The 19,772-nt window shown below is 66.5% G+C and carries 20 protein-coding genes and 1 pseudogene; 17 read left to right on the top strand and 4 right to left on the bottom strand.

The window, feature by feature from the left end; translation table 11 throughout:
• Positions 1-64: 64 nt before the first annotated feature.
• Positions 65-1,477 carry a M20 family metallopeptidase gene (locus J2Y55_RS15390; RefSeq protein WP_310154740.1) on the top strand — a complete coding sequence of 471 codons (1,413 nt, stop codon included), beginning with the start codon at positions 65-67 and terminating at the stop codon, positions 1,475-1,477.
• Positions 1,478-1,675: 198 nt separating this feature from the next.
• Here the strand turns inward: J2Y55_RS15390 and J2Y55_RS15385 are convergent, their stop codons facing one another.
• Positions 1,676-2,131 carry a MarR family winged helix-turn-helix transcriptional regulator gene (locus J2Y55_RS15385; protein ID WP_310154739.1) on the bottom strand — a complete coding sequence of 152 codons (456 nt, stop codon included), beginning with the start codon at positions 2,129-2,131 and terminating at the stop codon, positions 1,676-1,678.
• Between the two features lie 146 nt (positions 2,132-2,277).
• Here J2Y55_RS15385 and J2Y55_RS15380 point away from each other — a divergent pair, with 146 nt between their 5' ends.
• The 7 genes from J2Y55_RS15380 (at position 2,278) to J2Y55_RS15350 (ending at position 9,213) form a co-directional block, all read left to right on the top strand.
• Positions 2,278-2,688, top strand: coding sequence for an organic hydroperoxide resistance protein (locus J2Y55_RS15380; protein ID WP_310154737.1), 411 nt, complete (start codon positions 2,278-2,280; stop codon positions 2,686-2,688).
• A 302-nt stretch (positions 2,689-2,990) separates the two neighbouring features.
• Entirely contained in the window at positions 2,991-4,748 is a 1,758-nt protein-coding gene (locus tag J2Y55_RS15375; RefSeq protein WP_310154735.1) for a redoxin domain-containing protein, read from the top strand.
• A 68-nt stretch (positions 4,749-4,816) separates the two neighbouring features.
• A complete protein-coding gene (locus J2Y55_RS15370; protein ID WP_310154732.1) occupies positions 4,817-5,857 on the top strand; it encodes an alpha/beta fold hydrolase in 1,041 nt (346 codons plus the stop codon).
• A gap of 53 nt (positions 5,858-5,910) precedes the next feature.
• Positions 5,911-6,846: a LysR family transcriptional regulator gene (locus J2Y55_RS15365; protein WP_310154729.1), complete on the top strand. Its 936-nt coding sequence runs from the start codon at positions 5,911-5,913 to the stop codon at positions 6,844-6,846.
• 159 nt (positions 6,847-7,005) lie between these two features.
• Positions 7,006-7,716, top strand: coding sequence for an SDR family NAD(P)-dependent oxidoreductase (locus J2Y55_RS15360; RefSeq protein WP_310154726.1), 711 nt, complete (start codon positions 7,006-7,008; stop codon positions 7,714-7,716).
• A 69-nt stretch (positions 7,717-7,785) separates the two neighbouring features.
• A complete protein-coding gene (locus tag J2Y55_RS15355) occupies positions 7,786-8,016 on the top strand; it encodes a tautomerase family protein (RefSeq protein WP_310154723.1) in 231 nt (76 codons plus the stop codon).
• A 141-nt stretch (positions 8,017-8,157) separates the two neighbouring features.
• A complete protein-coding gene (locus J2Y55_RS15350) occupies positions 8,158-9,213 on the top strand; it encodes an NAD(P)H-dependent flavin oxidoreductase (protein ID WP_310154720.1) in 1,056 nt (351 codons plus the stop codon).
• Between the two features lie 298 nt (positions 9,214-9,511).
• On the opposite strand, the gene J2Y55_RS15345 is transcribed toward J2Y55_RS15350, so the two are convergent.
• Positions 9,512-10,138 (bottom strand): ferric reductase-like transmembrane domain-containing protein, encoded by a 627-nt coding sequence (locus J2Y55_RS15345; RefSeq protein WP_310154717.1) that lies wholly within the window; start codon positions 10,136-10,138, stop codon positions 9,512-9,514.
• Between the two features lie 5 nt (positions 10,139-10,143).
• The gene (locus J2Y55_RS15340; RefSeq protein WP_310154714.1) at positions 10,144-10,644 is read right to left on the bottom strand and encodes a peptidase associated/transthyretin-like domain-containing protein; all 501 of its coding nucleotides are present in this window, start codon (positions 10,642-10,644) and stop codon (positions 10,144-10,146) included.
• Positions 10,645-11,090: 446 nt separating this feature from the next.
• On the opposite strand from J2Y55_RS15340, the gene J2Y55_RS15335 reads away from it, so the two are divergent.
• The 6 genes and pseudogenes from J2Y55_RS15335 to J2Y55_RS15310 all read left to right on the top strand — a co-directional run bounded on the left by J2Y55_RS15335 (position 11,091) and on the right by J2Y55_RS15310 (position 16,819).
• Positions 11,091-11,960 carry a MurR/RpiR family transcriptional regulator gene (locus J2Y55_RS15335; RefSeq protein ID WP_310154711.1) on the top strand — a complete coding sequence of 290 codons (870 nt, stop codon included), beginning with the start codon at positions 11,091-11,093 and terminating at the stop codon, positions 11,958-11,960.
• Positions 11,957-13,282, top strand: coding sequence for an aspartate aminotransferase family protein (locus J2Y55_RS15330; RefSeq protein WP_310154708.1), 1,326 nt, complete (start codon positions 11,957-11,959; stop codon positions 13,280-13,282). Before J2Y55_RS15335 ends, J2Y55_RS15330 begins: the two co-directional genes overlap by 4 nt.
• A 12-nt stretch (positions 13,283-13,294) precedes the next feature.
• Positions 13,295-14,779 (top strand): M81 family metallopeptidase, encoded by a 1,485-nt coding sequence (locus tag J2Y55_RS15325; RefSeq protein WP_310154705.1) that lies wholly within the window; start codon positions 13,295-13,297, stop codon positions 14,777-14,779.
• Positions 14,779-16,341, top strand: a complete 1,563-nt coding sequence (locus J2Y55_RS15320; RefSeq protein WP_310154702.1) for an ABC transporter substrate-binding protein — start codon at positions 14,779-14,781, stop codon at positions 16,339-16,341. Before J2Y55_RS15325 ends, J2Y55_RS15320 begins: the two co-directional genes overlap by 1 nt.
• Positions 16,338-16,424, top strand: a pseudogene (locus J2Y55_RS15315) (3-oxoacyl-ACP reductase); the annotation flags it as partial. The gene J2Y55_RS15320 and the pseudogene J2Y55_RS15315, both read left to right, overlap by 4 nt.
• Positions 16,425-16,498: 74 nt before the next feature.
• On the top strand, positions 16,499-16,819 hold the full coding sequence (locus J2Y55_RS15310) for a nitronate monooxygenase (RefSeq protein ID WP_310155317.1): 321 nt from the start codon (positions 16,499-16,501) through the stop codon (positions 16,817-16,819).
• Positions 16,820-17,493: 674 nt separating this feature from the next.
• Here the strand turns inward: J2Y55_RS15310 and acpS are convergent.
• On the bottom strand, positions 17,494-17,883 hold the full coding sequence (acpS, locus tag J2Y55_RS15305; protein ID WP_310154698.1) for a holo-ACP synthase: 390 nt from the start codon (positions 17,881-17,883) through the stop codon (positions 17,494-17,496).
• An 89-nt stretch (positions 17,884-17,972) separates the two neighbouring features.
• Between acpS and J2Y55_RS15300 the strand changes: the two genes are divergently transcribed.
• From J2Y55_RS15300 to J2Y55_RS15290, 3 genes are read left to right on the top strand one after another with little or no spacing between them, the layout of a single operon-like run.
• The gene (locus J2Y55_RS15300) at positions 17,973-18,317 is read left to right on the top strand and encodes a hypothetical protein (protein ID WP_310154694.1); all 345 of its coding nucleotides are present in this window, start codon (positions 17,973-17,975) and stop codon (positions 18,315-18,317) included.
• Positions 18,314-18,673: a helix-turn-helix domain-containing protein gene (locus tag J2Y55_RS15295; RefSeq protein WP_310154688.1), complete on the top strand. Its 360-nt coding sequence runs from the start codon at positions 18,314-18,316 to the stop codon at positions 18,671-18,673. The genes J2Y55_RS15300 and J2Y55_RS15295 overlap by 4 nt, the downstream gene beginning before the upstream one ends.
• A gap of 3 nt (positions 18,674-18,676) precedes the next feature.
• Positions 18,677-19,690: an ImmA/IrrE family metallo-endopeptidase gene (locus tag J2Y55_RS15290; RefSeq protein ID WP_310154685.1), complete on the top strand. Its 1,014-nt coding sequence runs from the start codon at positions 18,677-18,679 to the stop codon at positions 19,688-19,690.
• The last annotated feature ends 82 nt before the right edge of the window (positions 19,691-19,772 follow it).

The following is a 19,772-nucleotide window of genomic DNA, read 5'->3' as shown; positions in this document are numbered from 1 at the left end:
TTTCGGAAGAAGCCGATGCAAGATCAAAGAGCTATGGGCGCGAACGCAATCCCGGGAGAAGGCTGTGCAGAATACCGATAGGATTTGGACGATCGTCGATTCAAAGCAGGCGGACTATATCGAGCTCAGCGACCGCGTCTTCGAGATGCCCGAGCTCAACTACCGCGAGGTCAAATCGGCTGCAGCCCATGCCGAGCAGCTTCGGCGCGAGGGATTTCGCGTCGAGACGGGCATCGCCGGATTGCCGACCGCCGTCATGGGCGAAGCGGGAGAAGACGGGCCGGTGATCGCCATCCTCGGCGAATACGACGCGCTGCCGGAGCTTTCGCAGGCGCCTGGCGTGTCCGAGCATCAGCCGCTTCCCAACCAGCCGGCTGGCCATGGCTGCGGCCACAATTTGCTGGGCGCCGGCGCCATGCTGGCGGCCGCGGCGGTCAAGGATTTCCTGGCGGAGCGTGGGCTCAAGGGCCGCGTCCGCTATTATGGCTGCCCGGCGGAGGAAGGCGGGGCCGGCAAAGCCTTTATGGTCAAGGACGGCGCCTTCAAGGATGTCGACATCGCCATTTCCTGGCATCCGGCCGATTTCGCGGCGGTGACGGCAGCCATATCCCTGGCCAATACGACGCTCGACTTCGAGTTCTCCGGCCGCGCCTCGCATGCCGCCGCCGCGCCGCATCTCGGCCGTTCGGCGCTCGACGCCGCCGAGCTGATGAATGTCGGCGTCAACTACATGCGCGAGCATATGCCCTCCGACGCCCGCATTCACTATGCCTATCTCGATGCCGGCGGCATCGCGCCCAACGTCGTGCAGGCCAAGGCCAGGCTGCGCTATGTCGTGCGTGCGACGATGGTCTCCCAGGTCCATGAGCTGATCGCCCGCGTCCGGAAAATCGCCGAAGGCGCGGCGCTGATGACCGAGACGACCGTCACCAGCGAAGTCGTCAGCGCGATGAGCAGCCTGCTGGCGAACACGCCCCTGGAAGACGCGATGCAGCGCAATTTCGATCGGCTCGGCCCGCCGCCTTTCGATGCGGACGACGTCGCCTTCGCCAGGCGCATGCAGACAACCGTGACGCCCGCCCATATCGAAAGCGCTTTTCGCCGCTCGGGCTTGCCGGCGACGGATTTCCCCCTGTGCAACGCGATCGCACCCAGGGAGGTGCCGGGGCCGCGGATGATGGGCTCGACCGATGTCGGCGATGTCTCCTGGGCCGTTCCCACGGTCCAGGCGCGCGGCGCGACCTATACGATCGGCACACCCGGGCATTCCTGGCAGCTGACGGCCCATGGTCAATCGCCGCTGGCGCATAAGGGCATGGTTCACGTTGCAAAAATCATGGCGGGCGTGGCCGCGGATGTGCTCGTTGAACCGGGGCTGCTGGAAAAGGCCAAGGCCGACTTCGCGGAGCGTCTTGTCCGCAACCCCTATAAGCCGCTCCTGCCGGACGACGCCAAGCCGCCCTTCCACATGTTCTGACGCGGGAAAGCCAGTTCTGACGAAATCCATGGCCCGGTCGACGATCGGCCGGGCCATGCCGACGTGCTTACGTCAACTCGCCAACCGCCGAGCCTCCCAAGCCCAGGATCGACTGCGCCGCAACGGCATTTTTAAAATCCCTTGCGGAGGGAGGTTTTCGCTTTCGATCGCCGCGTACCGCATGCCCAACACGCGCCGTCATTCCTGCGCGTGCTTGATCAGATTGTCGCGGAGCTTGACCACCGCCTTCTGCGTCCCGGCAAACTCGTCGGCCTCCATGCCGGTCGCCTTGACCAATGTCCTCTGCGCACCCTTCTCGCGCAGGCGGCGCCCCTCCTCGGTCAGGCTGACGATAACCTGCCGCTCATCACCGGGATCGCGCCGGCGGCGCAGATAGCCCAATTCCTCGAGCTTCTTGAGCATCGGCGTCAGCGTGTTCGACTCGAGGAACAGCTTCTCGCCCAGGCTCTTGACCGTCTGGTTGTCCTCCTCCCACAGGGCCACGATCGCGATCCACTGGGTGTAGGTGAGGCCGAGCGCCTCGAGGATCGGCTTATAGGCCCGGCCATAGGCGAGATTGGCCGAATAGACCGCAAAGCACAGGAAATCGGCGAGTTTCGGCGTTGCAGGGCCAGAGGCCTTCGATGTGGTCATGGACGTCTCCGCTCCGGCATGGGCCGGACAGGAGCAATATAGATCGCATACGATTAAATCGGAAGGGGTTGACAATTTGGGGTGCGCCGCCCATTTGGATCGCATCCGATTGAAGCGGATACGATGCAAATTGAAAGGAGACCGTCATGGCCACCAAGATCCTCTATACCGGCAAGACCCACACCACCGGCGGGCGTGAAGGCGCCGCTCGCAGCTCCGATGGCCGCCTCGACATCGCCCTCTCCTCGCCCGGCTCCTCGGGCGCCGGCACCAATCCCGAGCAGCTCTTCGCCGCCGGCTGGTCCGCCTGCTTCATCGGCGCGCTCGGCCTTGCCGCCGGCGCACGCAAGATCCGGCTTCCCGCCGACACGGCCGTCGATGCCGAGATCGATCTCGCCAATACCGACGGGGCCTATTTCCTGCGCGCCCGCCTCAATGTCAGCCTGCCCGGCATCGAGCCCGAGACCGCCCAGTCGCTGGTCGAAGCCGCGCACCAGACCTGCCCTTATTCCAAGGCCACGCGCGGCAATATCGAGGTGGAGACCACCATCATCTGACCGGCTGCACGGCTCCGGCGACCGCACGCCCATCGCGGCAAGGGTTCGCGACAAGACTTCGCAGCAAGCGTGCGGCCGCCCGGCCCTGACTTCCAGCGCCACGCGGACGCAAGCCTTGCACCGAAAACCCGTTTGGACATTCGAGCCCTCATCCTGAGGAGCCGCGTCAGCGGCGTCTCGAAGGGTGCTCCAGGAGGCTCCGGAACCCGCTGGAGCATCCTTCGAGACGCCGCTGACGCGGAGCGCTCCTCAGGATGAGGGCTCAGGGAGTTTCCAATCCAGCTCTGAGAAGGAGGGTATCGATGTCCCTGTTCATCCCAGCCTATCTCGCAGGCGTGCTGACGATCCTCTCGCCCTGCATCCTCCCGGTCTTGCCGTTCGTCCTGGCGCAGGCGAGCCGGTCCTTCGACCGCCAGTCCTTCCGTCGACATGGTTTGCCGATGCTGCTGGGGCTGGCCTTTGCCTTCGCCGCGGTGGCGAGCCTGGCGGCAGTCGCCGGGGGCTGGGCTGTCCAGGCGAACCGCTTCGGCCGCGCCGTCGCCTTGGTCCTGCTCGCCGGCTTCGGTCTCAGCCTGATCTTTCCAGCGCTCGCCGCCCGCCTCTCCTCGCCGCTGGTGGGGGCTGGATCGCGGCTGGCGGCATGGACACAGAGAGGACGGGCGCAGGGCGGACGGGCGGGCGTGATCTCATCGGTCGTCCTCGGCGTGGCCACCGGGCTGCTCTGGACGCCTTGCGCCGGCCCGGTGCTGGGGCTGATCCTGTCCGGCGCGGCGTTGAGCGGGCCCGGTCCGCAGACCAGCGCGCTCCTGCTCGCCTATGGCCTCGGCGCCGCCACCTCGCTCGCCGCCGCCCTTCTCGCCGGGCGGCAACTCCTCGCCCGCCTGCGGCCTTCGCTGCTCTGGGTCGAGCGGGCACGCCGGCTCACTGGAGCCGCTGTGGTCGGCAGCGTGGCGCTGCTGGGACTGGGCCTCGACACCAGCCTGCTGCAGCGCCTCTCCGCCGAGCAGACCGCCAAGCTGGAGAACACGCTCATGACAAGCATCGCAAATGTCTTTGGCGGCTTCGGGCAATCCGCCGGCGCCGCCGTCCCCGATACGCTACCCGGTCCACTCGCTGCGCTGCTCGACCGGCAGGGCTGGATCAATTCGCCGCCGCTGCACGCCGAAGCTTTGCGCGGCAAGGTCGTCGTCGTCAGTTTCTGGACCTATTCCTGCATCAACTGCCTGCGCGCGCTGCCGCATCTGAAGGCCTGGGCGGACAGGTACAAGGATCAAGGTCTCGTCGTCATCGGGGTGCACGCCCCGGAATTCGCCTTCGAGCGGGATCGCAACAATGTGGTCAAGGCCAGCCTATCGCTCGGCCTGGGTTATCCGGTCGTGCTCGACAATGATTTTCGCATCTGGCGGGCTTTCGGCAATAGCGGCTGGCCGGGCATCCATATCGTCGGCAGCGACGGCCGCATCCGCCATCAGGTGACCGGCGAAGGCCGCTACGACCAGTCCGAGCAGGTCATCCGGCGCCTGCTGACTGAGGCGAATGCGATCGACGCCGCCGGCGCCAGCCAACCGGTCGAAGGCCAGGGCACCCAGAAGCAAGCGGATTGGAGCAATCTCCGTTCGCCCGAAACCTATCTGGGCCATGACAAGGCGGAGCGCTTTGCCTCGCCGGGCTCGCTCACCCCGGACGAACCGCGCGAATACCGGCATCCCGCCACGCTGCCGACGAATGCCTGGAGCCTTTCGGGCAACTGGACGGTCGGCCCCGAATTCGCTGGACTGAACCAGGCTGGAGGCGGACTGCGCTACCGCGTCCATGCCCGCGACCTGCATCTCGTGCTGGTTCCGGGCTCGCCCGACCGCGCGGTCCGGTTTCGCGTCAGGATCGACGGCGCCGCGCCGGGAGCAAGCCACGGCTCGGACATCGACGAGCAGGGTTTTGGCACCGTCCGCGACGGGCGGCTCTACCAGCTCGTGCGCCAGGCCGGCCCGGTCACGGATCGGACCGTCGAGATCGAGTTCCTCGATCCGGGCGTGCGCGCCTACGCCTTCACCTTCGGCTGAGGGCGCCAACCCGGCGCCCCCTTCAAGACAACCGGACAACCCAGCAAGACAATCCCAGGAGAATGACAATGCAGCCTCCCCGCTCCGCTGAACCCATCGACCAGAACCGCCGTCGCCTGCTGGCAAGCGCAACTGCTGCGCTCGCAGCCATGCAGCTTGGCCCGATCAGCCCGGCCATCGCCCAGCCGGCGGCAGCGCCACCGCGCGCCTCCGGCTTCCCCGCCCTCAAGCAGATCGAGGCCGGGGTCCTTAATATCGGCTATGTCGATGCCGGCCCGAGCGACGGCCCCGTCGTCATCCTGCTGCATGGCTGGCCCTACGACATCCATAGCTACATCGATGTCGTGCCCCTGCTGGCGGCCAGAGGCTACCGCGTGATCGTGCCGCATCTGCGCGGCTACGGCACGACCCGGTTTCTCTCGGATGCGACGCCGCGCAACGGACAGCAAGCGGCGCTCGCGGTCGACGTGATCGCGCTGATGGACGCACTCAAGATCGAGAAGGCCGTGCTCGGCGGCTACGATTGGGGCGCGCGAACGGTCAACATCGTCGCCGCGCTCTGGCCGCAGCGCGTCAAGGCCATGGTCTCGGTCAGCGGCTATCTGATCGGCAGCCAGAGCGCGAACCGGACGCCGCTGCCGCCCAAGGCCGAGCAGGACTGGTGGTACCAGTACTATTTTGCGACCGAGCGCGGCCGGCTCGGCTATCAGCAGAACACCCATGCTTTCGCGCGATTGATCTGGCAGACCGCATCGCCGCGCTGGGCCTTCGATGACGCCACCTTCGCGCGCAGCGCAGCCTCCCTCGACAATCCCGATCACGTCGCGATCACCATCCACAACTACCGCTGGCGGCTGAGCCTGGCGGAGGGCGAGGCCCGCTATGACGATCTGGAGCAGCGGCTCGCCCAGGCTCCCACGATCGCCGTGCCGACCATCACGCTGGAAGGCGACGCCAACGGCGCCCCGCACCCGGCCCCGGCGGCCTATGCCGGGAAGTTCTCGGGCTGGTATCAGCACAGGACCCTCTCCGGCGGGGTCGGACACAACCCTCCGCAGGAGGCGCCTGCAGCCTTCGCGGAGGCGATCATCGCGGTCGATCGCGCTTGAACCCGGTCGGGGAATGACCGAGTTTAGGCGCCTCGCGGGAGCCCAGGGCGTGCATGGATCGCATCGATGCGATGAGGGTGTTCATCGCCGCCCTCGATGAGGGAAGCCTCGCCAAAGCGGGCCGCCAGCTCGGCCGCTCCCCGGCAGCGGTCAGCCGGGCGGTCGCCTTCCTCGAGCAACAGGTCGGCGCCACGCTGCTGCACCGAACCACCCGGGCGATCAGGCTCAGCGAGATCGGCGAGCGCTATGCCGCGGCTTGCCGGCGCGTCCTCGCCGAGCTGCAGGAGGCCGAGGCCGTGGGAGGCGACGAGCGCGTCGCGCCCCACGGCACCCTGACCATCACGGCGCCGCCGATCAGCGGCGAGGAGATCCTGCGCCCGATCATCGACGCCTATATCGAGGCCTTCCCCGCCGTCTCGGTCAATCTCGTCCTGCTCGTGCGCAGCGCGAACCTGATCGAGGAAGGCATCGACATCGCGCTGCGTATCCTGGAGCTGCCGGATTCCGCGATGACGGCGATCCGCATCGGCGGCGAGGTCAAGCCGGTGATCGTCGCCTCGCCGCGTTATCTCAGCCAGCATCCCCGCATCGACGAGCCCGGCGACCTGACCAGGCACAGCATCATTGCCTGCACCGATTTCGGGCGCGAGGCCTGGGTGTTTCCCCCCGTGAAGGGCGGCTCCATCCCCCGCTCCGTCCCGTTCAAGCCAAGGCTGACGGTCAACAGTGTCAGGGCGGCGCTGGGCGCTGCGGTCGGCGGGCTCGGCGTCACGCGCCTGCTCTCCTATCATGTCGCCGAGCGCGTGCAGGACGGCTCGCTGGTGCTCCTCCTGCGAGACGCCGAGCCGCCGGCCCGCCCGGTCAATCTGGTGCTGCCGCAGGGCCGCTCCTCGGTTCCCAAGGTTCGTGCCTTCCTGGACTTCGCGGTGCCACGCCTGCGCGTCGACTTCGCCCGGCTCTCGGCCGAGTCGATCGCCATGCACGGCTGAGATGCATCGCTAACGAGAAGCATTCTTCCGCTTGACGGAAGAATGCCTGCCGAACGACGGGCATTCAGCCGCCCCGCGAAATCGCCAAAATGATCCTCACCAGGCCAGACGGGCCGGGCAGCGGCGATTTCGCTCGCTGTCGAGGAGATGAGGATCATCATGAGCAACGAACGGAAAGTGGCCGTCATCACCGGCGCTTCGCAGGGCATCGGGGCTGCGCTGGTGAAGGGATTTCGCGACCGCAACTATCGCGTCGTGGCGACGTCGCGCTCGATCAGGCAGGGCAGCGACCCCGACATTCTCGCCGTTCCCGGCGACATCGCCGATCCGGCGACGGCCGAGGCGGTCATCCGCGAGGCGCTCGCGCGCTTTGGACGGGTCGACACGCTGGTGAACAATGCCGGCGTCTTCATCGCAAAACCCTTCACCGACTACACCGCCGCCGATTTCGAGACCAAGATCGCGACCAACCTCGCCGGCTTCTTCCACATCACGCAGCGGGCCGCGGGCGCGATGCTGAAGCAGGGCTACGGCCATATCGTCAGCATCACCACGAGCCTGACCGACCATGCGATCGCAGGTGTCCCGACCGTTCTTGCCAATCTGACCAAGGGCGGCATCAATTCGGCGACGAAGGCGCTCGCCATCGAATATGCGGGGCGGGGTATCCGCGTGAACGCCGTCTCGCCGGGCGTGATCAAGACGCCGATGCATCCGCCGCAGACGCATGAATTCCTCGCCGCTCTCCACCCGGTGAAGCGGATGGGCGAGATCCGCGACATCGTCGAGGCCGTGCTGTTCCTGGAGAGCGCCGGCTTCGTCACCGGCGAGATCCTGCATGTCGATGGCGGCCAGAGCGCCGGGCACTAAAGCGTTTTCAAGCGAAGTGGACACCGGTTCGCGTGAAGAAAACGCGTTAAAACAAAAAGGGAGATCGTCATGCCGATCGTCACCATCCAGGTCACGCGGGAGGGTTCCGGCCCCGGACGCAGCTCGGTTACGCCCGAGGAGAAGGCGCAACTCATCGCCGGCGTCAGCCAGCTCCTGCTCGATGTGCTGCACAAGCCTCTCGACGCGACCTTCGTCGTGATCGAGGAGGTGGAGCTCGAAAACTGGGGCTGGGGCGGCCTGCCCGTCCCCGAATATCGCAAGCGCCGGGCGGCGGGTTAGAGACACCGGTTCGCGCGAAGACCATGCGATGAAATAAGGAGCTGGAGCATTTCCGCGCTTCGGAGAAACGCAAGGAAGGCTCTGGTCTCGCCGACGCCCTGACCCCACCCTATCTGCGACACAGCGTTGAAGGAATCCGCCATGACCGCGTCAAGCCAGACACGACTGCTCGAGCTTCTCGGCGTCGAGCTTCCGATCATCCAGGCGCCGATGGCGGGCTCCTCGACGCCGGAGATGGCGATCGCGGTCAGCGAGGCCGGCGGGCTCGGCTCCCTGCCGAGCGCCCAATATGACGAAAGCGGGCTGCGGGCGGCGCTGGACCGGGTGCGGGCCGGCACGCGCCGTCCGATCAATCTCAATTTCTTCAGCCACAGCAATCCGGCCGATGATCCCGGGCGCCAGGCCGCCTGGCTGAAGCGCCTCGCCGGCTATTATGGCGAGGCCGGGCTCGACCCCGACATGCCCAAGCCCGCCACGGGGCGCACACCCTTCGACGCGGTGGCGGCAGGCGTGGTCGAGGACTACAGGCCGGAGGTCGTCAGCTTCCATTTCGGGCTGCCGCCAGCCGATCTGCTCGCGCGCGTCAAGCGCAGCGGGGCGAAGATCCTCTCCTCCGCCACCACGGTCGCCGAGGCGCGCTGGCTCGCTGAGCGCGGCGTCGATGCGATCATCGCGATGGGCGCCGAGGCTGGCGGCCATCGCGGCAGCTTCCTGACCGATGAGATGTCGGAGCAGATCGGCACCTTCGCGCTGGTGCCGCAGGTCGTCGATGCCGTCTCCGTCCCGGTGATCGCGGCCGGCGGCATTTCCGACCGGCGCGGCGTCATCGCCGCCTTCGCGCTCGGCGCTGCCGCCGCGCAGGTGGGCACGGCCTATCTGTTCACGCCGGAGGCGAAGATCTCGCCGGTCTATCGCAAGGCGCTCGGCATGGGCGAGCGGCCGACCGCGCTCACCAATCTGTTCACCGGCCGGCCGGCGCGCGGCATCGTCAACCGCGCCATGGCGGAGCTTGGACCGCTCAGCGAGCTCGCGCCGCCCTTCCCGACCGCCGGCACAATGCTGGGACCGCTGCGCAGCGCCGGAGAAGCTGCCGGCCGCGACGACTTCAGCCCGCTCTGGGCCGGGCAATCCTTCCCGCTCGCCCGGCCGATGCCGGCGGCGGCATTGACCAGACTGCTCGCGGGCGTGGAGGTCTGAAGGGTCTGTGAGGTGGCCTGGCACGCAGGCCGCGCCGACGCTGGCCGATCGTCCCGCTCGGTCGATGACGGCCCGGTAGCGGACTTTCCCGATGCCGGCGAGGCGCCAACTGCCGACATTCGACCGATGTCGGAAAGCGGAAATATCCAAACAACGATTCGCGGCTGTCAGCGTCCGACCGACGGCGGCAGTCACGCTCTTCGCTCATTGCCTGGGGCTCTCGCGCTGCCGCGCACGTGGCCGACGGGGTGGCTGGAGGGCTGTCAGCCCGCTGCGGGCTCGCTGGGAGCCGCGAAGATCATGGGCGCCGGTCCTGCAGCTTTCGCCGTGTCAACAACATCCAGGCGCGAAGATCGAACAGCGCGACCGCGCTGGCTGTGACGACGAGCGCGCAGAGCACGAGCTTGGAGACGCTCCCCATCGTCCCGTCGATCAGCAGCGCGTGGACGACCCCGCCGAGCACGACGAACACCACGAGCACGGTATGGCCGAGACGCCAGAGCCGCGGCCTGATGCGCAGGGGCCGGCGCAGCGCGGCGAGCAGCGCCGCGGCGAAGGCGGCCCACATGGCGACGACGCCCCAGACCGAAAACGGCGTTGGCGAGTCGAAGAGAAGCGCGTCGACGACGTCGGGCGGGCTGGTCAGCCAAAGGCCGGCGACGTGGATGAGGATCGCCGCGACGAGAGCAGCTCCGACCCAGCGATGCACCTGACGCCCGCGCGGGACCGGGAGCCCCGGCAGGTATCCGGCCGCGAGCAGCGGCTGCAGCAGAACGAGCGCCAGAGCCAAGACGCCGGCAAAACCGGCCACGACATAGGTCGGCCCACGCCAAGCGAGCAGCGGGCTTGTTGCCGCGACCGCGAACGAAACAACAATCGCGCCCGCGACCACGGCCCAGATCAGGGCCGCCCTCATCAACGCCATGCGGCTCACGCCGGCTGGAGCACGAAGTCAGCCTTCAGGCTCTTGTCTCGGGGACTCTGCATCACCGGGCGCAGGAACACGGTCTTGAAGGCTGCGTCGTCGTAAGCGAGATGACCGTGCGCCTGCCCGAAGGCCGGGATGATCTGCGGCATCTCAAGACGAAAGACACCGTTGGGATCGGTCAGCGTCGCACCGTGGCTGTGCGCATCGGTCTCGTAGCCCTCCGTGGTATGGGCCCAAATCTGGATGCGGATACCAGGAAGCGGCGCGCCGTCTCCGGCCCGGCGCACCGTCCCGGACATCCAGAAGCCGCCATTGCCGATGCGCTGCACAGTCGGCGCGCCGGGACGGTAATTATTGGCGCCGCCGCGCATCGAGTCCGTCGGCGCCAAACCTTGGGCCTGCGCCGGACGAATAATCGCCGGCGCTCCCGCTGTCAGCGCCGCCGCACCGAAGGCGGAGCCTGCAGCGAGCAGGCCGCGGCGTGTCGTCGAAATGGGCAGCATCGCGTGCTCCATGGGTCAAAGTGATAGCCCGTCGGCCAAGGCCACGAGCCTCCCGTTCAGCTGCAGCCTACTGAAGCTACTCGTCGAAATCTCGTCGCCCAAGGGGGCACACGGCTTCGTGACGACCGTTGCCGAGGGACGCCCTTCGCTCCGACTCTCGGCATGGCATGGCCGCGCGCGCTTAGGGCTCATCCATCTCTGCGTGACCGAGGCGCATCGACCATCGACCGGGCTCGTCCGCTCGGCGCCAGGAGCGGAGATCGAGCCCTCTGCACGAAGCGGAGGCTGGTCGTGTCCGTCTGCGTGGGTCGGCAGCTTAACTCTCAGCGGCTCGCTCAGCAGGCCCGTGCTCGGGCTCGGCTTCCCTCGTTCGCGGCCGACGGCCCCATTGACTTGCGACGCTTCGCTATGAAACATTCGTTTCGTTCAATCTCGAACGAGAAGTCATGCGTTCCAGAACTCAAGACACCGTTGCCCTTCTCACCGCCGCGCTGCGCCGCCTGCCGCCGCAGCAGGCCGATGCGGCGCGCTTCGTGATCGGGCGCAGCTTCGAGGCGGCGACAATGCCGATGCGGGGGCTGGCGCGGGCCGCGGGCCTTCCACCTGCAACGTTTACCCGGATGGCCCAGTCTCTGGGCCTCCCCGGTTGGGAGGAATTGCGCGCTGGTTTGATCGCCGATGCGCGCGACGACCTCGGTGCGCGGCGGCCCTTCTCAGTCCGGCCCTTGCCGGAGGGAGGACCCGAGCCGCTCGCAGGCGCGATGATCGCGGCCGATCGGGCCATCCTCGACAATCTCGACGCAGCCCGTATCGAGCAGGCGGCGACGCTGCTGGAGGCCGCGCCGCGCGTTATCGTCGCTGGCTTCCGCAGCTGCCACGCCCCGGCGCTTCTGTTTCATTACCAGTATCGGCTGTTCCGTCCGGACACCGCGCTGATAGGGGGCGTCGGCGGCGTGCTCGATGTCGAACTCGGCGGCCTCAAATCCGGCGACGCGCTCGTGCTTTTCGGCTTCGATCCCTATTCGCGCGATGGCCTGCTCTGCGCGGAGGCTGCGGCCGATGCCGGCGCGAAGGTCGTCGCTATCGTCGACCGCCCCGACGCGCCAGTGGCCGAGGGCGCCGCGGCGGTGCTCACCTTCGGCACGGATTCGAGCGGCTTCTTTCCTTCGCTCACGGGCTGCATCGCGCTGGTGCAGGCGCTCGCCGCCACGCTCTATTCCCGCGCGGGGGATGCGGGTCGCGAGCAGTTGCGCCGCACCGAGGCGCGCATCGCCGCCCATACGCCCTATCTCGAAACCGGGCCACGTCGGCGATGACACGACTGCTGCACCGTTCACCGGCCTTGCCCCCGCCAGTCGCCGCCGAAAGCAGCGGCATCCTCATTCGCACCGCCGACGGGCGCACGATCATCGACGCCGCCGGCGGCGCAGCGGTCTCCTGCCTGGGCCATGGCCATCCTGCGGTCATCGCGGCGATCCGGGAACAGGTCGGCAAGCTCGCCTATGTCCATAGCGGCGCCTTCAGCAGCGCGCCGGCGGAGGAGCTGGCGGAGTGTCTCGTCGGCCACGAACCTGGTGGGCTGAGCCATGCCTATTTCGTCTCCTCGGGCTCCGAGGCCTGCGAGGGCGCCTTCAAGCTGGCGCGGCAATATTTTCTGGAGGTCGGCCAGCCAGGCCGGACGCACTTCATCGCGCGGCGCCAGAGCTACCACGGCAATACGCTCGGTGCCTTGGCGGCGGGCGGCAATGCGGGCCGCCGGGCCCCCTATGCGCCGCTGCTGCCCGAGAGCTTCAGCCATGTCTCGGCGCCCAACGCCTATCGCCGCCCGGCCGGAACCAGCGAAGCCGATTTCGTCGATGTGCTGGAGGCCGAGCTCGAAGCCGAGTTCCAGCGCCTCGGCCCCGCCAGCGTCGCCGGCTTCGTCGCCGAGACGGTGATCGGAGCGACCGCGGGCGCGATGCCCGCGCCAGCCGGCTATCTCGCCATGGCCCGTCGCCTTTGCGACCGACACGGCGCGCTGCTCATCCTCGACGAGGTGATGTGCGGCATGGGCCGGACCGGGACGACACATGCCTGGGAGCAGGACGGCGCGAGTCCGGACCTCCAGACCATCGCCAAGGGGCTGGGAGGCGGCTACCAGCCGATCGCCGCCGTGCTGATGCGCGAGCCGATCTTCGCCGCGATCCGCGCCGGCAGCGGCCGTCTCTGGCACGGTCACACCTATATGAACCACCCGGTCGCCTGCGCGGCGGCGCTCGCGGTGCAGCGGACCATCGCGTCGGACGGGTTGCTCGACCGGGTCCAGGCGATGGGCGAGCGGCTCTCGCAGCGGCTCAACGCTCGCTTCGGCAACCATCCCCATATCGGCGACATCCGCGGCCGCGGCCTGCTCCAGGCGATCGAGCTCGTGTCCGACCGCTCGGCCAAGGAACCCTTCGACCCGGCGCTCAGGCTCAACGAGCGGGTCAAGCAGGCCGCCTTCGATCTCGGCCTTGCCTGCTACCCCTCCGGCGGCACTGTCGACGGCGTCCGCGGCGACCATGTGCTGCTCGCTCCGCCCTACATCGTCACGGCCGAAGAGATCGACCGAATCGTCGAGATCCTCGGCGAAGCGGTCGATCTGGCTCTTGCTTCCTGAAGGTTATCGCTGATGCCCCGCCTCGCCGTTGCCCGGTTCTCGCATGAAGGCAATTCCTTCTCGCCGGTGATGACCGGGCTCAACGAGTTCCGGCGTGAATGGTATCAGGGCCAGGAGGCCGAGGCTGTCTATCGCGGCACCACGACCGAGGGCGGCGGCGCCGTCGCGTTCCTCGACGCCCATCCCGAATGGCGCGGCACTTTCCTGCGCATGACGGGCGCAACGCCCGCCGGCCCCGTGACCCGCGAGGCCTACGACACGATCATCGACGAGATCGTCGCCGACCTTACGCAGGGCGAATGGGATGCGGTCTTCCTCTCGCTGCATGGGGCGATGGTGGTCGAGGGCATGGACCTCGCCGATTACGAGATCGTCCGGCGCGTGCGCGAGGCGATCGGGCCTGAGATGCCTTTCGGCGTCAGCTTCGACCTGCACGCCAATCTCGACACGCGCATCGCCGATCTCGTCACCTTCGCCGCCGGGTTCAAGGAACATCCGCATATCGACATGAAGGAGACCGCCGAGCGGGTGCTCGACGTGCTCGACCGCACGGTGAAGGGCGAGGTCCGACCCGTCGGCCACATCGCCAAGCTCGACGCGATCCTGCCCAGCATCAACATGCGCACGGCGGAGGGGCCGATGGCGGAGCTGGAGGCCTTCGCGCGCGGCCTCGAATTCGATCCGCGCGTCCTCGATGCTTCGCCCTTCGGCGGCTTCTCCTATGGCGACACGGTCGTCGCGGGCGCCGGCGCGCTGGTTTATGCCGATGGCGACCGGGAGCTGGCGAAGCGCGCCGCCGAGCGCATCGTCGAAGAGACCCGCAAGCGGCTCGACCGCTTCTATATCGCGCTACCCGATGCGGCAGCCGGCATCGCGCAGGCGCTCCGGCTCGGGCCGGAGGCGCAACCCGTAGCGGTGATCGATTCAGGCGACAACCCGCTCTCGGGCGGCATCGGCGACACGCCGGAGATGCTGCGTGCGCTGCTGGATGTCGCCCCTCAGGTGCCGACCGTCTTCGCCTTCTTCGCCGATCCCGCGCTGGTCGAGCGATGTGTCGCGGCAGGCGAAGGCGCTGCGATCCGCGGCACGCTCGGCGGGCGGATCAGCACCGATTTCGGCTCGCCTGTGCCGTTCTCGGGGACTGTGCTCAAACTCACGGATGGCCATTACGCTAACAGCGGCCCGATGATGCGCGGCCTGCCGATGTCGCTCGGCCCCACCGCAGTGATCGGCATCGGGCAGATCAGGGTGATCGTCACCACGGCCTGCGGCTCGGCGCATGACCCGGCCTTCTATACGCTGCACGGCGTCGACTTCGCTCAGGTCGCGCTGCTCTGCGCCAAGGCCAAGAACCATTTCCGCGCCGCCTTCACCGCGATCTGCCCGACCATGATCGACATCGACGCGCCCGGTCCCGCTGCGCTCGATATCAACCGCTTTCCGTTCCGCCTGGCCCCGCCCACCCTCTATCCGCTCCGTATCAGGGAGGCTTCGTGATGAGACGCCGTGATTTCCTCGCCGCCGCTGCCGCGACCGCAATCGCTCGTCCGGCGCTCTCACAAAGCCGCCAGCGGGTCCTGAGGTTCATTCCCCAGGCCGACCTCGCCAATCCCGATCCGATCTGGACGACCACGACCGTCGCCTACAACCACGGCTTCATGGTTTGGGACACGCCTTATGCGCTCGATGCAAACTACTTGCCCAGGCCGCAGATGGTGGCGGGCCATGAACTCTCCGACGACAAGCTGACCTGGCGCTTCACCTTGCGCGACGGCCTCGTCTTCCATGATGGCGAGCCGGTGCGCTCGATCGACCTTGTCACCTCGATCCAGCGCTGGGCCAAGCGCCGGCCGCTCGGCCAACTCATGATGAGCTTTGGCGCCGAACTGACCACCGAGGGCGACAAGGTCTTCACGATCCGACTGAAGAAGCCCTTCGGGCTGATGCTGAACGCGCTCGCCGATTACTGCTTCATCATGCCCGAGCGCATCGCCAGGACCGATCCATTCAAGCAGATCTCGGACTATGTCGGCTCCGGCCCCTACCGCTTCCTGCGCGACGAATGGAAGCCCGGGGCCGGCGCGGCCTATGCCCGGCACGAGCGCTACCTGCCGCGCCAGGACGAGACGAGCCTGCTGGCCGGAGCGCGTATCGCCCATTTCGACCGGATCGAATGGCTCGTCATGCCCGATCCTGCCTCGGCAGCCGCAGCGCTCCAGACCGGCGAGGCCGACTGGCTGGAGAGCCCGCTGCCGGACCTGCTGCCGATCCTGCGCGGCAACCCTGCGACCCGCGTGCTGCGCAACGACCGTATCGGCGCCATCGGCATGGCGGCGATCAACCACCTGCATCCGCCCTTCAACAACCGCAAGCTGCTGCAGGCGGTGCTGACTGCAGTCGACCAGAAGGAATTCATGCAGGCCGCCTTCAACAACGAGCCCGAGCTCTTCGCCACCGGCGTCGGGGTCTTCACAAAGGGCCTGCCGATGGACAATGACGAGGGCATCGGCATCCTCAAGGCGGATGTCGCGTTGGCGAAGACGATGGTGGCCGAAAGCGGCTACAAGGGCGAGCGCGCCGTGTTGATGGCGCCGGGCGATCAGGCTGTGCTCGGGGCCTTCGCGCCGGTGATGGCGGCGACGCTGGAGCGTATCGGCATCAATGTCGACCATGTCACGACGGATTGGGGGACGCTGGTGCAGCGCCGCTCCAGCCAGGAGCCCCTCGAGAAGGGCGGCTGGTCGATGTTCTGTACCTCCTATACCGGGCTTTCGGTAATGGACCCCGCCGTGCACCTGCCACTGCGCGGCACCGGCAAGGCCGGCTGGTTCGGCTGGCCGACCGATCCTGACATGGAGAAGCTGCGCGACAGCTGGATCGATGCGCCGGACCTTGCCGCCCAGAAGCAGATCGCCCGCAGGATGCAGGCTCTCGCCTTCGAAAACGTGCCGTTCATTCCGCTCGGCCAGTATTATTTCGCGACGGCGGCGCGTGCCGACCTTACGGGCTTCGTTCCGTGGCCCACGCCGATCTTCTGGAACGTCCGCCGCAGCGGCTGAGCGCGGGCGTGATCAAAACGCCGATGCATCCGCCGCAGACGCATGAATTCCTTGCCGCTCTCCACCCGGTGAAGCGGATGGGAGCATATCCGACCGGCGCGGCGTCATCGCCGCCTTCGCGCTCGGCGCTGCCGCCGTGCAGGTGAGCACGGCCTAGCTGTTCACGCCCGAGGCGAAGATCTCGCCGGTCTACCGCAAGGCGCTCGGCATGGGCGAGCGGCCGACAGCGCTCACCAACCTGTTCACCGGCCGGCCGGCGCGCGGCATCGTCAACCGCGCCATGGCGGAGCTGGGACCGCTCAGCGACCTCGCGCCGCCCTTCCCGACCGCCGGCACAATGCTGGGGCCGCTGCGCAGCGCCGCGGAGGCCGCCGGCCGCGACGACTTCAGCCCGCTCTGGGCCGGCCAATCCTTCCCGCTCGCCCGGCCGACGCAAGCGGCGGCACTGACCAGAATGCTCGCGGGCGCGGAGATTTGAAGGTTCTGTGAGGTGGGCCGGCATCCGGGCCGCGCCCGCTGGCCGATCGTCCCGCTCGCTCGATGACGGCCGGGTTGATCAATGGCGGCCGGGTAGTCGCCACCTGCTCCAGCCGCGCCAAAAGCCGGAGTGAGCGATTGCCAGCCCCTCGCCGCTCGTGGCGCGGAGATGTCGTCGCCAATCGTGTGGCGCAGAGCCGCAATGACCGTGGGCACAGCGCCCTATCCGCGCACCGGCCAGGTAACGTGATGCTTTGCAGCTCGCGCCAAGACTTGCCCGAAAGCCAACTTGCCCGATGCCAGCAGAGCGCCAATGCCGGAATTGGTGTCCTGCCCAAAACCAGACATCCGTAGGGCGGCATTGTAAGAGTTTGGCTCGACTGTCACTGAGTTTTCACTTCGCGGGCAGGCTATCCGCCGTGCTTGCGGACTCTGACGGTTGAAGCGACCAGGATGAGCGCCAATCCCGGCAGCAAAATTGCGCTGACGGCTAGGCTGAGCATTGGGCGTCCAGGAAGGTGCTCAAGCAAGACGCACCTCGTACCGCGAGCCCGCTACCAGCCTTGCGCGAGTTGGGTCAACTGCGCACAAGCCGCCGCGCCTGCAGCAGCAACTGGGCTGAGTTGCTGATTGAGGTGCGAGGCGGCAAGACCATTCTGCTATCATCTATAAGGATCAAACAGCTTCGATCATGACCATCGCATGTGCGAGTTCGCCACGATAGCCGATGGAAAGATGGATGCGGAATGCCCTCTTGCTCGCGAGCCAACGCGCTCGCCGCAGCGCTCCACCGCTTAGTGTCATGATTGGTGGGCTCGCATTGTGGTTTAGCACCTCGATGTCGTGCCACCGCACGCGATCTGTAATGCCAGTACCGAGCGCTTTTGCCATCGCTTCCTTGGCGGCGAAACACCCAGCGTAGAATGTAGCAACATCGACAAGCCCGTCTGCGAGCTGCAGCTCAGCCAGCGTGCAGATTCGTTTCTTGAAGCGATCACCGTAACGGCGAATAGCCTCCCGCACTCTCTCGATCTCGCAGATATCGACACCAATGCCTAGGACCAAGGCCTTTCTCCAAACTCACGATAATCGGACACTCGATGTTTGATTTTCGAACATTCCGTGCTAATGAGGTACTCAGATCAGGAGGCTCCATGGCAATCGTTGTTTCCACTCGATCAATTGTCAGCCCTGTTTTTCCGGCGACGGATGTCGCCGCTGTTTTGCGCGACGAGCTCCTTAGCAGGGTCCGTAGCCGCTATCGCCGTAAGGGAGTGCCTCTTCCCAAGGCTGACAAGGACGTTGTGATCAAGACGATTGATATCGATTCTCTGACAGTCGTCGAGATTCTTTCCAGCCTAGATGACCTTCTCCCATTTCCGGTAACCGAGAGCGTTGTGAGGTCGGGAGGGTACAACTCGATTACGGATGCGGTGGAGCACGTAACGGGTCGCATCGAGAAGAGATGGAAGACCCATCATGGCGGAGAACACCGATGACGACACATAATCTGCCGGATGGGGACGCAGAGCGTAAACGGCTGGGCGAGATGCTCCGAGAGGCGCGCGAGTACGTCGGGTTTTCACAGGATGAGGTGGCGGGTTTTTTGAAGATCCCACGCACTGCGATCGGGCATATCGAGAGCGGGCAACGGAAAGTCGAGGCCCTTGAATTGAAGCGCCTGGCTGAACTTTATCGCAAACCGATTAGCCATTTCACCGACGATGGCCCCAGCGACGCGCTGCCACCTGATGTCGAGCATCTGGCCAGGCAGGCGGCCAAGCTATCTCCTACCGATCGGGAGGAGCTCGGTCGGTTTGCTGAATTCCTGCGGATGCGTGCCAAGGAGAAGTAAGCGATGGTGGACTACGCAGCTGCGATCCGCCGGGCGACACTCGAGGCAGGACGACTTCACCGGGACCTCGCCATCCAGGCGCGCGTGGTTCGAGGTCACGGTCGCATCGATGTTTACGAGGCCATCACCAAGTTAAACGTTCCGCTGCTTTTCACCAAGCTGGATGGGCTGCTGGGCGTTTATTTGCGTGAGCCATCACCTGGAATTCTGGTGACTACCCAGCGGCGTCAGAACCTGCAGCGCTATACGGCCGCGCACGAGCTTGGCCACCACTATCTCGGGCACAGACCCAGCCTGGATGATGAGGACGCTCTGCGGCGCGCTCCCTTTCAGGCGAAGGCAGGCGACGACCCGCAAGAGGTTGAGGCAGAATCCTTCGCCGCCGCCTTCCTGCTGCCTCGTTGGCTGCTTGACTGGCACTGCGAGCGCCAGGAGTGGACGGACCAGGATCTTCATGACCCGATCAATCTCTATCAACTCGCCTTGCGAGTGGGCATGAGCTTCAAGGCCACAATCTGGACGGCGCTCCGCTATGGTGTGTTCAACCTGGCTGTGGCGAGGGAGATGGCGGCGCTCCCGCTCAAGGCAGTCAAGCAAAAGATCCTGCACGGCTACGAACCTGACGACTATCGCGGTGACGTGTGGCTTGTCACCGATTCCGACAAGAATCTGCGTCTCGAAGGCGGACCTGGCGATCTGGTTGTCGTGCGTCTGCCCGAACATAGTTCTTCAGGCTATCTTTGGCGGATTGAATCCATCGACGGCGAAGCACTTGATATCGTGGCGGACAGTCGCGAGAGGCTGGTGGAAACTGGATTGATAGGCGGGTCGACGCTTCGGCGCATCACCGCCGCCGCTCGCAATAGTTGCGATGGCGAATTTCGGCTCGCAGAGGAACGGCCGTGGATGCGGGCGAAACCGCTCAACACCTTTGCGGTGCACTACAATCTGGCGGGCGCCTCGCGGCAGGGATGGTACGAGCCGCAGCGACTGGCTCATCTCCAGGCTGCTGCGTAGTGTCCTTAGTCATCACTCAGGACCTGCGACGACTGTTCGGGCCTGCTCGGGATCAGAGCGACCGTCCGACTTGCCTGGCTTT

The organism is Allobosea sp. BE125 (assembly GCF_031456075.1).
Taxonomy (GTDB): domain Bacteria; phylum Pseudomonadota; class Alphaproteobacteria; order Rhizobiales; family Beijerinckiaceae; genus Allobosea.
This window is presented reverse-complemented; position numbering and strand designations above follow the sequence as displayed.